Here is a 12164-nt window from a genome sequence, read left to right on the forward strand (position 1 = left end):
CGCCGCGCCCCCCCTGGTCAGGGCCGCGACGACCTGGGGGGTCCGCGTGGCCGCCACCGCCACGGCGCCGTCGGCGAGCGCGGCGTTGGCGACCGCCCGGAGGAGCGCCTCCCGGGTGGCCCCGTCGGCGTCCGCCGAGACGCCGGTGCCGAGCGGCGCGCCGTCCGCCCCCACCACGTCGACCCGCAGCAGGCCCGTCCCGTCCAACCCCCGGAAGCGCGTCGAGGCGGACACGCCGAACCGCAGTGTCAGGGCGGCCCACAGGCGGCGGGCCGGTGCCGACATCGGCTCGGGAGGGCCGATGTCCTTCCACCCCGTGTCCGTGCCCAGGACCAGATCTCCCACGGACGCGCCGATCGCGGCAGGCAGCGTCAGCCCGAGGCCGCGGCCGACGGTGGCCGTCCACCCGGTCCCGGAGGGCTCCGCTCCGGGGCGTCGGCCCACCGCCCGCGCACCGTCTCCGGAGACGTCGCCCCGTGCCCGACCGCCGTCGCCGCGGGAGGCGGAGCCCCGCACCTCCGACCGGGTGTCGCCCCCGGTGCCGGGGGAGGTCCCCCGCGCCGGGACGCCCGGCCACGCGACGGAGCCGAGGGCGGTCAGCAGCGCGTCCAACCGCGCCTCGGCGGTGGTGAACCCGCAACCGTGCACGTCGGAGCGGGCCACACGGGCGAGCCCCACCGGTAGCTGCGGCAGGTCGCCCGGCGCGGGCTCGCCGACGGGACCGAACACGCGGTCCCACAGGTGTGTGACCCGGTCGAGCCGTTCGGGCAGCGACGAGGGCGGCACCGGCCCGGGAGGGGGCGGGGCCGGCCACGGCGCAGACATCGGCCCACCCGGACGCCCCTCGCCGAGCGGCGGAAGCGCCACGAAGGGATGCGGTTCGCTGACCAGTTCGTCCGTGGTCACCATGAACTCCGGGTCGGAGGACGTCCCGTCGTCAGCCGCGGGGCCGGGACCGGGGTCCACCGGTTCGTCCACCGCGCGGGCGACGTGCGCCACCAGGGCCAGAGCGAGCTGTGCGGCGACGAGTGCGCGTGTGATCGCCAGGCCGGCCCCGCTGCCGGAACCCGTTCCGGTCCCGTCCGGCGCGGACCCCCCGAACCACTCCCGCACCCGTTCCACGAGTGCGGCGTCGCCCGGTGCGTCGCGCGGCCCCGACAGCCACACCCCGTCCCCCGCGGCGACCAGGTACAGGGACTCGCCGCGCCCCGGTACACCGACCCGGGCGGTCAACAGCACGCCGGCGCCGGGGCCGGTGTCGGCGTGCACCTCGCGGAACCCGGCACGGCCCAGCGCCCGGCGCACCTCCGCCTCCAGCAGGGGGCACTCGGACCGCACCCGCACGGTGCTGTCCGCGAGCGCCCGCAACGCGGCGAACGGCCGCGCGGTCAGCGACTCCAGGTGCGGGTACGCGACCCGTTCGGACGCGGACAGCTCGTGCTCGTCCTCCAGTTCGCGGAGGAAGCCGTGGTCCTCCAACTGGTCCAGGACGCCCTCCAGGAAGGGCCTGCCCGGGGCGGGGAACGTCGCGACCAGGGACTCGCGGGTGAACCCGGCGCGCAGGGCGGGCTCCAGCGCACGCCACACGGTGTCGGCCCGAGCCCCGCGCACGACGACGGCGGTCGCCCCCATGCTCACGGCGACCCCCTCGTCGGCCAGGGACCGGGCGCGCACGCCGCTCTTCAGGCGCGCGGCCGTCGGGGGCGCCGGGGCAGCGGAGTTCACCGGGGCCTCGGGGACGGTCGGGACGTCGGGGGCCGTGACCGGCTCGGTGCGCTCAGGCATCGCCCACCCACGGAAGGGTCGGCTTCAGCTCCGGGTCGCCCTGCTGGTGGTCGACCACCCGGCGGACGGTCTCCTCCCAGCCCTCGCCCACCACCTCCTGCGCGGCCTCGGTGAACAGGTACGCGATCGAGTACCGCTGGATCGGCGACACCCCCATCAGGGGGAGCAGGTCGAAGAAGCAGTTGATCAGGAACCGGAACGCGGCGAACCCGTACCCGTCGCCCAGCCGGGTGAAGTCCAGCTTGCGGAACTCCCGGTGGAAGTCGCTGTAGGAACGGTCGTCCGATCCGCTCCACCGCACCCGCGTGTCCTCGCCGAACCGCGCCGCGGTGTCGAGCCGGTCCGGGTGCGGGAACGGGAGCACGTGCTCCTCGCGCGCCAGCGCCACCGCCTCCGGCAGCCACCTGCGCGTCCACTCCAGCCAGGCCAGTGCGAACGGGTCGCCGCCGGTACCGTCGTGGAGCGCGCGCAACCCCTCCACCAGCCCTGCGCGCTGCCGCGCGTACGACTCGGCGAGCTGCGCCTGCGCGCGCCCGTCCGGATCCGCCCAGTGGAAGTACTCCTTCCAGTGCGACAGGAACGCCTGGTAGCCGGAGCGCAGGCCCCACTCCGGGTACTGGGAGGCGATCGCGCCCATGCCGGCGAACACGTTCGAGAAGACGCCCGGACCGCCGCCCGCGTGGCCGGCCACCCGGGAGAGCCCGTCGGTCAGCACCCGGCCCTTCAGGGCCAGGGCCTCGGGGCCGCGCAGGAACGTGTCCACGGGGTCGCCGTCCAGGAACCGGGTCGAGTTGTCCGGTTCCAGCGGCCCGTAGGGCGGCTCCACCAGTTCGAGCCGACCCATCCGGGCGGAGAACTCCGCGTACTCGCCGGGGTCGACGGCGCGGGTGGACGGACGCTGGTCGAGGAAGCTCCGGACGCGGTCGCGGGCGCCGGCCATCGCCGCCTCGACCGCGCCGGGGTCGCCGTCCGCGTAGAGCACGCAGTGCGGGCCGAACCGCCAGTGCAGGTGGAGCCACGCGGCGGTGACCCCCTCCAGGCCGGCGGTGTCGAGCGCGGCGGGGACGAGGCAGTCGCCCAGCAGCGCGCCCTTGTCGCTGTCGTAGTAGGTCACTCGGAGTCCGACGGTCACGGGACCAGCCTCACTTCGCCTGGGGGAACGGGCACCGGAGGGACGGGGAACGGGGGAACGGTGGACAGCTCGAAGAACACCTCGGTGGCGTGGCGGCCCTGCGGTCCGCTCAGACCGCTCTCCGACGGGTCCGGCAGGAACTCCTCCGCGAACAGGGTCGGGCCCAGGTGGGCGAGCCGTTTCGACGCGGTCGCCGTGTGCAGCCTGCTCAGGAAGTCCACGTGCTGGGGCTTGGGCGCCATGGCCCGTTCCATCGGGCCCATCCGGGCGCCCTGGAGCGGGCGGACGAACACCTGGTCGGGGAGGCCGCGCGCGGTCCGTTCGACGTTGACGCGGCGGTGGAGCTCCTCGGCGCTCTCCCCCGGACGGGCGGCGAGCGCGGCGGCGTCCAGGGCCCAGCGGCGCCGGAACAGCAGCACGTCGCCGAAGGAGACGCGCGGGGTGCCGCCGGGCGCACGGCGCTCGGCACGGCCGGCCTCCCAGCGTTCGTGCAGGTCGATCACGGTGTCGCTGAACGAGAAGAACGGTGAGTCCGCGACCATCGCCACGAGCATCTCGTCGTAGGGCAGCGCGTGCGGCACCAGGAACCCCGTGTACACCGGGTCGATCTCCCGGCCCGTCGCCGTGCGGACCAGGCGCAGCCCCCGCGGGGTGTGCACCAGTTCCAGGTCGGCGGTGGACGGCCCGGCCGCGAGGACGGGTTCGTCGCGCAGCGCGAGCTCCTCGGGTGCGAGGAGCGGTGACAGGTTCGCGTTGAACCCGAGCGCGGACCGCATGTGCACGGTGTCGGCGTCGGGCGGGGCCAGCCGCCGCACGTGGGCCGCCACCCTGGCGCGCACCCGGTCGGGCAGCGCCGACAGGAACCGGCTGAAGTAGCGGGCCCGGCCCCCGTACAGGTGGTTGAGGACGAGCCGCCCCCGGTCCGGTTGCCCGAACACGGCGAACGAGCGCCGCGCCAGGAACTCGCGCCCGGGGAGGAGGCCGCCGATCTCGGCCACGACGGCCGGGTCCACCGAGACCGCCTCCGCGTCCAGGCGGGCCAGGTCGGTGAGATGGTCGACGGCGCGGCGGCGGGCGGCGAGCAGCCGGGACAGGTCCTCGTCCGCCTCCCGGGTGTCGCCCGCCAGGAGGCGCTGCGTCAGTGGGAAGGCGGTGCGGGCGTGCTCGGCGAACCCGTCCAGGTCCGCGCACCGCCCGCCCCGGCCGTACCGGGCGACGAACACGGTCTCCAGCGCGCCCGCGAGGACGCGCTGGTCGTCCAGGGCGAACAGGAGGGGCATGAGGCCGCGCAGGTCGGCGGACCACCGGCGGGTCCACTCGCGCGGGACCGGGGCTCCCCGCGACACGTGGCAGTCCTCCACGACGGGGGAGGAAGCGGTGTCCCCGGGCCTCCCCGCGTCTTCCGCACCTCCTCCGTTCCCCGCGCCTCCCGCGCCCTCCGGTCCCTCCACGGCGACGGACCACAGGCGCTGCAGGTGCAGTACTCCGCGGGCGCGCTCCGTGCCGTCCGACCCGGCGAACCCCGCCAGTACCTCCTCGGACGCCTGGAGGGCCGCACCCACCCGTGCCGCGGTCGTCCCGGGCAGGTTCCGGGCCAGCTCGTGCCAGTACCGGGCGTAGTCCGGGGACTGCTCGGGGGCCGGGGCCCACGGCACCAGCACCCCCACCCCGATCAGCTTGTCCAGCAGGCCCGGGACCGCCTCGGACGGGTACCCGAGCTCCTCGGCCAGCTCCTCGGCCAGCGCGGCCAGGAGGACCGGGTGCGAGGCGCGCCGCTCCAGGGCCGCGATCAGTGGTTCCCACGCGCCGGCGAGCGGGATGCGCACCTCCTCCTCGCCGAACGCCTCGGCGCGCAGCCCCGGCGCGGGCGGCACCCAGCGCCGGCGGCGCACCAGCAACCGGGCGCCCTCCCGTCGGGCGCCGCCGGTCAGCACCCACCGCATGCCCTGCCGGGCCTCCGGGTCGGCGGCCAGCGCCCGCCCCGCCTGTCGGGGCAGCAGTCGCCGCAGGTCGGCGTCGGTCGTGAACCGGAGGGGTTCGCCGTCCCGGGTGGCCGACGACGGCTGCTCCATGTCGTCGAAGTGCACCCCCGTGTACAGCGAGTACGGGCTGACCTTCACCGTGGAGCGCGAGTGGTACCGGACCAGGGCGGGTTCGGCCTTGCGCATCCGCTTGTCCGGCGGCCCGTCGACCGCCGCCCGCGCCCGCACCGCCCGGTGCAGGTCCGGGCTGGACAGCGCGGTGCTGCGGTCGGTCCCCGGGTCGCGCGCCCACGCGGCGAGCGCCGCCCGCTCCCCGGCCAGGGCGGCGGCGTGCGCGGCGTCGAGCGCGTCGGCGGCGGTGCGCGTGTTCGCCCAGCTGCCCACCCACTCGCCGAGAGCGCCGATCCGCCAGGTGACCGGGTGCCCCGTCAGCTCGGGCCGGGGCGGGCGCCGGTTGTACACGTCCCGCTTGGCGGCCAGCGCCGCCCGCCGGTGGTCCTCGTCCTCCAGGGCGGGCGCCGCCAGGTGCAGGGCGTCGAGGAGCCGGTCGCGCAGGGACTCCCGAAGGGCCTCCTCGTCCACGAGGGCGCGCACGAGGTCCCGGTCCAGTTCCACGGACGGTCCGCGCAGGGGCCGGTAGGGGTACAGGTTCACGCGGGAGACCACATAGGGGCCCTCCACGCAGTCGAACTGAGGTGCGGTCAACCCTCGCCCTCCGACTTCTTGCGTCCGGACGAGCCGAAACCGCGCGGTTCGCGCTCGGACGCCCAGCGGAACCAGCGCAGTGCCGCCACCGTGCCCAGCAGGGACCAGGCGAGCAGCAGCCCCACCGCCGACCAGTCCCACACGGGGCCGGACTCGGACAGTGCCCCCTGGATCAGGAGGGTCAGGGGGCGCCCCGGAAGCAGGTCCACGACCGCGCCGACGGTGTCGCCCAGCGGCAGGATGATGAACCCGCCCGCCAGGAACGCGGTGGGGAAGAAGATGCCGTTGACCATCGGAACGGCGGCGTCCGCGCTGGGCGGCAGCAGTGACGCGGCCGCTCCCAGCGGGGCCATGCACACGAAGCCGAGCGCCAGCGCGGCGAGCAGCTGCGGCAGGCGCGCGGGGTCGATGGTCACGCCCATCCCGAACAGGCCGATCGCGGTGACGACCAGCAGCACGATCACGGCGGTGAGCAGGGTGTTCACCAGGTAGGCGCCCGTCACCGTCACCGGGCTGACCGGGGTGGTGCGGAAGCGCTTGAACAGGCCGTGGTGGCGGCGGATGGCCAGGCCGATCGCGACGTTCGCGAACGCCACCGACATCAGGGCGAAGCCGAGGATGCCGCCGTAGCTGAGATTGGCCTGCGTGATCTCGTGCTCGCCGACCACGCGGACCGCCTCGGCCTGGGACCGGAACGCGAACCCGAAGCCGACGTAGAACATGACGGGCATGAGGACGATGAACGCCAGGGTGATGGGGGAGCGCCAGAACTCCTTCAGCTCCCCGTCCACGTGCAGGAGGAAGCTGCTGGGGCGGCGCTTCGCGCGCGCTGTCTCGACGGTGCTCATTCGGTCTTCCCCGTTTCCAGCATCGCGATGTAGGCGTCGTCGAGGCTGGGCGGCACGATCGTCAGGCCGCTGATCTCGGTCCTCTCGCGCGTGGCCCACTCCTGGACCTCGCGCACGACGGTGTCCTGGTCGTCGGTGTGGATGCGCACCCGTCCGTTGACGAGCGACGCGCCGTCCGGGAGGCGTTCCTCGGCGACGCCGGGGGCGGCGAACTCCACCACCGTGGACGCCGCGGAGCCGCGCACCAGGTCCTCGGGGCTGCCGGAGGCGAGAATGGCGCCGTCGCGGATCACGTCCACCCGGTCGGCGAGCTCCTGGACCTCGGTGAGGTCGTGCGAGGTGAGGACGACGGTGGTGCCGCTCTCGCGCAGACCGCCGATGAGGGCGCGGATGCGCCGGCGCGAGACGGGGTCCAGCCCGGTGGTCGGCTCGTCCAGGAACAGCAGCTCCGGCCGCCCGGTGAGGGCCAGCGCCAGGTCGAGGCGCCTGCGCATGCCGTCGGAGAGGGACTTGACCAGGGCGGAGCGCTTCTCGACGAGATCGACCTGTTCGAGGACCTCGTCGATGTCCAGGGGGTCGGGGTAGTAGGAGGCGTGGCGGCGCAGGATGTCGCGGACCGACATGCCCGGCTCCAGCATCGTCTGCTGCAGGACGACGCTCATACGCCTGCGCAGCACGGAGAAGTCGCGCCGGTTGCCGGGGTCGAGCCCGAGGACGGACAGCCGCCCGGAGGTGCGTCCCCGGTGGCCCTCCAGGATCTCGATCAGCGTCGTCTTGCCCGCCCCGTTGGGGCCGAGCAGGGCGGCGATCTCTCCGGCGGGCACCTGGTAGGAGATGCCGTGGAGCACTTCTCCCTTCCCGTAGTCCTTGGTGATGTCGATGGCGTTGATCGCGTGCACGTGCGGCCCTCGTGGGTTCGTCTGGGGGTGGGGCGTGTGGAGGCGGCCCCCGGACCGGTGAGGGGGCCGCCCGTGACGGCTGTCCGGAGCCTGTTTCCCGGACGGGGCCCGCACCGCTCGGGGCGGGTTCGCGCACCCGCCGTTCCGCCGGAGCACGGGCGTGCCGACGCGGAGCGCAGGCCCTGGGTGAAACGACCTAGCCGCAGGACCCCGAGGAGCAGCAGCTGCTGCTGCCGCAGCACGAGGTGGAGGTGCAGCTGGAGCTGCCGCTGGTCGCGCCGGTCTCGGGGACGGCGACGGCCTCGCGGACGCTCATGACCTCCATGTCGTCGAAGTCGAGGTCGGGCAGGTCGATCGTGGGGGAGTCCTGCAACGCCATCGGGCACCTTCTTCTGAATCTGGGACAGGGGATGGGCGCGCCTTCGAGTCGCGGGCGCGCCGAAAACCATTCACGCTCGAATCGGTGAATGCGGTGTGAATAGCGGAGTGGGGTTTGGGGGCGGAGCTGCCGGGAATAGAGCGGTGTCTCGCGTCAGCCGCAGGAGCCGCCGGAGCAGCAGCTGCTGCTGCCGCAGCACGAGGTGGAGGTGCAGCTGGAGCTGCCGCTGGTCGCGCCGGTCTCGGGGACGGCGACGGCCTCGCGGACGCTCATGACCTCCATGTCGTCGAAGTTCAGCTCGGGCAGGTCGATCTCGGGTGCGGTCGACTGTGGCATCGGGACCTCTTCGGTAGTTCGTTTCATGCCGATCCCCCGGGCGGAAATGAAAATAACATGCGGCAGACACGGTCGATAGAGGTTGTATTGATCCTTTTCCGGAGTGTGGCCCCGGGTTCTCACACGTGTAACACGGCAAACTGTGGGAGATCGGCGAGGTTCTCGGTTCCCCAAGGAATGGAGAACCGGAATGGCGACCCGTGTGCTCCGCCGTCCGCGCCGCGGAATGCGCCGCCGTGCGTTCAGAAGTCCGTCGAGGACTCCGCCGGCTGCGTCGAGGGGCCGCCCGCCGCACGGATGCGCCGCACGTGGACCAGCCGGGTGAGCCGGATGACGGGGCGGATGAGCAGTTCGACGCTGCCCAGAAGGAAGCACCACGTTCCCGTGGTCGTCCAGGCGGAGGAGAAGAACATGATGCTTCCCGCGATGAACCACAGCGCGATGAGCGTGTCGTTCGCGATGCTCAGCGCCTCGTACCAGCGCCGGACCACCAGTTCTTCGCGGCCGATGTGGACGACCAGCGGCCGTTGGGACCCTGAACCGGGCATGTCGTGTCCTCTCACTCTCTCCCGTCGGACCGCTCGGCCCCGGCCAGGTCGGCCAGGACCGCCGAGGCGGCCCTCTGGCCGCTGACGAGGGCGCCCTGGAGCGAGGGCGTGTCCCGGTGGTCCCCGGCGACGTAGAGGCCCTCGCCCAGCGCCGACGGCTTGCGCAGGTCGCCCATCGGCGGCGGCGCGGCGGGCAGGGCGTCCGGTACGTGCACCGTGTCCAGGTGCTCCCAGTCCGTGTCACCGGTGCCGAGGAGGCGGGCCGCCTCGGCGCCCACCCGCTCCGGGGAGGGGCGTTGCGCGCCGACGACCGACGACGCGATCAGCGCCCGCCCGGGCGGGGCGTAGGACGGCGCGGTGGCCGTGAGCACCATGACGCTGGAGAGCCCGGAATCCCCCCGCCTCGACCGCCCGTCGACGTGCAGGAGCGGGTCGTCGTCGGATGAGGCCGGGCGGCAGTGGTAGTAGGTCGTGGCGGGGTTGAGCACGGGTGCGGCCACCCCCGGCAGCAGACGGGCCACGGCTCCGGGGCCGACGGCGACCACGACGGCGCGCGCCCGGACGGTCCCCGCCTCCGTGCGCACCAGGCCGGGGGCCACCTCCCGTACGGGGACCCCCAGCACGACGCGCGCGTCCCCGGCCCGCGCCGCCAACTGGTCCGAGACGGCCTGGACGCCCGTCTCGGGGACGGTCAGCCGCCCCCGGGCGAAGCTCCGCCACACCAGGTCGTTGACGCGGCTGGACGTCCCCAGGCCGGGGTCGAGGAAGACGCCGGCCAGGAACGGCCGGACGAGTGTGTTCACGGCCCTCCTGCCGAGGCCGAGCCGGCGCAGCGCCGTGAGGGTGTCCGTCTCGGGGCGCTCCTTGAGGCGGGAGGCGGGCAGGAGCGCGTCCGCGGCCACGGCCCGCAGCAGGCGGGCCAGGTCGGAGGGGCGCACCAGTGTTCCCGAGAGCAGGGACAGGGAGGAGAGGGCGCCCCCGGGCGAGGCCGTCAGCCGGACCAGGCCCCGGTCGGTGCGCACGGCCATCCCCTTGGGGAAGGACCGCAGGCGCAGCGCGTCGAGGTCCAGCCGGCGGCGGACGGCCGGGTACGCGGTGTTGAGCACCTGGAAGCCGCGGTCGAGCACGTAGCCGTCCAGGACCCTGCTGCGGACGCGCCCTCCCACGGTCTCCTCGGCTTCCACGACGGTCACGTCGAGTCCCGACGCCGCGAGGTCGGCGGCGGCGACGAGCCCGGCCGCTCCAGCTCCCACGACGACGACGTCACAGCTCTGCGGCAGATCGGTCACCCGGCCAGCGTAGGCCGGTGATCCGCCGTCGGCCCGGACGTCGGCCGGTGAGCCGCGGGAGTCTCGTGGGGATCGGCCGCCGCGGCCGCCGGTCGGCGGAGGGCCTGCCGCGCGCCGCGGCGGGACCGGTCACGGCGTCCGGACCGCACGCCGGGCGCTCGTATCCTCGGACCTGGACGATCGCCTGCGGCGGGCGCCGCCGGACCGCCGGCGGCCAGGCCGCCCCGGACCGTCCACGAGGGCCACCGACGACGGTCACCGCGACCACCGACCTGGAGAGCGACGACGCGATGCTGGAGATGCTGCCCGGACTCGTCCGGATCTACGAGGAGTGGGCGGAGCGGTACCCCGACGTGCAGCCGCTGACCGTCCAGTTCGCGGCGGACGGGGAGTCGGGCGCCGTGCTCGACGGCGTGCTCGCCTACCCCCTGGACGGCCACTGGCTCCTGGTCTCCTTCGGCCTGACCGAGCTGGGCGAGAAGACCAGCGGGGAGGCCCGGGTCTCCGGGGCGGGCTTCGAGTTCACCTGCCGCGTCCCCCGCGAGGACGGCGACGAGGCCGTGCCCGCCTGGGCCCTCCGCGTCCTCCACGCCCTGGCCGACCGTTTCCTCGCCGGAAGCGACCTGGACGTCGGGCACTGGATCGTCACCCCGGCCCCCCTCGGCGGCGAGCCCGCCAACGGCGACATGACGTCCCTGGTCATCGTCCCGGACGTGGAGATCCGCGCCATGGACACCCCGAACGGGATCGTCCTCTTCTTCCAGCTCGTCGGCCTGAAGGCCGAGGAGGGGGCCGACGTCCAGAAGGCCGGGACCGCCGCCCCGCTCGTCGCCCTCCTGCGCGACCGGGACCCGAAGATGCTCAGCGACCCCTCCCGGGACACCGTCCGGATCTGACGCCCCGCCCACGCGCGCCCGCCGGGGCAGGCGCGCCCGCACCCCCGGGACGCGGGGGCGCGGGCGCGCCGGGGCCGGGGACCGGTCAGCAGTCGCCGCGGTTCGCGGTGGTGTCGCAGACGCCGGGACCGTCGGCCCAGGTGAGGCCGCCGCGGGCGTTCGCGCCGAACGGCCGGGTGACGGTCACGTGCGTGCCCGCCCCCGAGTCCTCCGCCAGCCAGCTGCGGACCTCCCGGGTGACGCCTCCCGCCTCGCTCCGGAACACGTAGAACGGGTGCGGAACGGGGGACCGGCCGCTGTCGGGCCGCGTCCACCAGTCGCCGCCCTGGGCGGCGGCGGTGTCCACGAACAGGCAGTCGTGGCTCGCGCCCTCGAAGACGCACGTGCGGGGCTCGGCCCCGCCGAGGCGGCCCACACCCGCGTCCGGTGTCACGCCGCTGTTGTAGGCGCGCCAGTAGACGTTGTCGCACGCCCCGTCCGCGCAGGCGTTCCAGTCACGCCACGCGGTGGCGCGGGCTGCGGGGGCCGCCGAGCCGCCGTTGATCGCCCCGCAGTACCGGTCGACGATGTACGGGGCGACGAACCCCGCGACCCACGCGGTGTCGATGGCATCGCCCGCGGTGTTGTTCGTGCCGAGCCCGGCGGAGTCCATCTGCCACAGGCCGACGCCGGGGTTGAAGAACAGCCCGGCGCGGCCGGCCGGGTCGTACAGGGTGTCCTGGTTGTCGTACCGGGACAGCGTCATGGGGGAGGGGGCGCCTGGCGAGCCCGCGCCGACCTCCGGCCAGACCGGCGCCAGGGTCATGGCGGTCGCCTCCTCCGGGGAGATCGCGCACGACGCGTCGGCCGCGGCGGCGCCCGCGGCGGTCGTGACGTCCTGGAGGGGTTCGGCGCCGAAGACCAGCGGTCCGGGGTTCACCGGCGAGTTCGCCAGCTTGGAGTCGATGACGGCCTGTTCCGCGGCGCCGACGGGGCGGTCCGCGCCGGAGGCGAGGGCGGTCTGCGGCAGCGACGCCAGAAGGGCGGTCGAGGCCAGGACGGCGAGGAGCCGCCCGGTCGGCCGGGCGCCGAGCCGGGATCGGGTGCGGGCGTGTTCGTGCGGGGTGGATCGCATGTCTGTGCACCTCTCGCGAGCGGGGGGAGGGGGCAGGGGCGGCCGTCTCCCGGGCGCGGGAACCGTGGCTCCGGGTTCGGGCTCCCGTGGAGGCGGCGGTATCCTTCGCGGCTCAAGGCGAAAGTGGAAGGAAACCTACATTCCCCGCGGTCGCCCCACAACCCCCGCAGCGGCGGGGGACCGGGTCCCGTGTCCACCCCGGCCCCGAGCCCCTCCCGCCCACGCGGACGGGCCCCCCCCCCCCGGGGGGG

11 protein-coding genes are annotated in these 12164 nt (G+C 74.8%); 1 reads left to right on the forward strand and 10 read right to left on the reverse strand.

Annotated elements, in window-relative coordinates; translation table 11 throughout:
• The 9 genes from Q8791_RS31470 to Q8791_RS31510 all read right to left on the reverse strand — a co-directional run.
• Window positions 1-1785: hypothetical protein (locus Q8791_RS31470; protein ID WP_330095501.1), on the reverse strand; the 1785-nt coding region annotated here is incomplete at its 3' end.
• Window positions 1778-2917, reverse strand: a complete 1140-nt coding sequence (locus Q8791_RS31475) for a hypothetical protein (protein WP_330095502.1) — start codon at window positions 2915-2917, stop codon at window positions 1778-1780. The genes Q8791_RS31470 and Q8791_RS31475, both read right to left, overlap by 8 nt.
• Window positions 2914-5604 carry a lantibiotic dehydratase gene (locus tag Q8791_RS31480; protein WP_330095503.1) on the reverse strand — a complete coding sequence of 897 codons (2691 nt, stop codon included), beginning with the start codon at window positions 5602-5604 and terminating at the stop codon, window positions 2914-2916. The genes Q8791_RS31475 and Q8791_RS31480 overlap by 4 nt, the downstream gene beginning before the upstream one ends.
• Window positions 5601-6452 carry an ABC transporter permease gene (locus tag Q8791_RS31485; protein ID WP_330095504.1) on the reverse strand — a complete coding sequence of 284 codons (852 nt, stop codon included), beginning with the start codon at window positions 6450-6452 and terminating at the stop codon, window positions 5601-5603. Before Q8791_RS31485 ends, Q8791_RS31480 begins: the two co-directional genes overlap by 4 nt.
• Entirely contained in the window at window positions 6449-7351 is a 903-nt protein-coding gene (locus Q8791_RS31490) for an ABC transporter ATP-binding protein (protein WP_330095505.1), read from the reverse strand. Before Q8791_RS31490 ends, Q8791_RS31485 begins: the two co-directional genes overlap by 4 nt.
• Window positions 7352-7547: 196 nt before the next feature.
• A complete protein-coding gene (locus Q8791_RS31495) occupies window positions 7548-7730 on the reverse strand; it encodes a thiazolylpeptide-type bacteriocin (protein WP_330095506.1) in 183 nt (60 codons plus the stop codon).
• Window positions 7731-7883: 153 nt separating this feature from the next.
• A complete protein-coding gene (locus Q8791_RS31500; protein ID WP_330095507.1) occupies window positions 7884-8066 on the reverse strand; it encodes a thiazolylpeptide-type bacteriocin in 183 nt (60 codons plus the stop codon).
• Between the two features lie 242 nt (window positions 8067-8308).
• Window positions 8309-8614 (reverse strand): YrhK family protein, encoded by a 306-nt coding sequence (locus Q8791_RS31505; RefSeq protein WP_330095508.1) that lies wholly within the window; start codon window positions 8612-8614, stop codon window positions 8309-8311.
• An 11-nt stretch (window positions 8615-8625) separates the two neighbouring features.
• Window positions 8626-9903, reverse strand: coding sequence for an FAD-dependent oxidoreductase (locus Q8791_RS31510; protein ID WP_330095509.1), 1278 nt, complete (start codon window positions 9901-9903; stop codon window positions 8626-8628).
• Between the two features lie 290 nt (window positions 9904-10193).
• Here Q8791_RS31510 and Q8791_RS31515 point away from each other — a divergent pair, with 290 nt between their 5' ends.
• Window positions 10194-10799 carry a suppressor of fused domain protein gene (locus tag Q8791_RS31515; protein WP_330095511.1) on the forward strand — a complete coding sequence of 202 codons (606 nt, stop codon included), beginning with the start codon at window positions 10194-10196 and terminating at the stop codon, window positions 10797-10799.
• An 85-nt stretch (window positions 10800-10884) separates the two neighbouring features.
• On the opposite strand, the gene Q8791_RS31520 is transcribed toward Q8791_RS31515, so the two are convergent.
• Window positions 10885-11913: a hypothetical protein gene (locus Q8791_RS31520; protein ID WP_330095510.1), complete on the reverse strand. Its 1029-nt coding sequence runs from the start codon at window positions 11911-11913 to the stop codon at window positions 10885-10887.
• Window positions 11914-12164 lie beyond the last annotated feature (251 nt).

This window comes from Nocardiopsis codii, assembly GCF_036327455.1.
Taxonomy (GTDB): Bacteria; Actinomycetota; Actinomycetes; order Streptosporangiales; family Streptosporangiaceae; genus Nocardiopsis; species Nocardiopsis codii.

Excerpts from the sequence above, each read along its gene's own strand:
- Q8791_RS31500 (WP_330095507.1), bottom strand. The coding sequence starts at position 8,066 with ATGCCACAGTCGACCGCACCCGAGATCGACCTGCCCGAGCTGAACTTC.
- Q8791_RS31495 (WP_330095506.1), bottom strand. The coding sequence starts at position 7,730 with ATGGCGTTGCAGGACTCCCCCACGATCGACCTGCCCGACCTCGACTTC.
- Q8791_RS31515 (WP_330095511.1), top strand. The coding sequence starts at position 10,194 with ATGCTGGAGATGCTGCCCGGACTCGTCCGGATCTACGAGGAGTGGGCG.
- Q8791_RS31520 (WP_330095510.1), bottom strand. The coding sequence starts at position 11,913 with ATGCGATCCACCCCGCACGAACACGCCCGCACCCGATCCCGGCTCGGC.
- Q8791_RS31485 (WP_330095504.1), bottom strand. The coding sequence starts at position 6,452 with ATGAGCACCGTCGAGACAGCGCGCGCGAAGCGCCGCCCCAGCAGCTTC.
- Q8791_RS31505 (WP_330095508.1), bottom strand. The coding sequence starts at position 8,614 with ATGCCCGGTTCAGGGTCCCAACGGCCGCTGGTCGTCCACATCGGCCGC.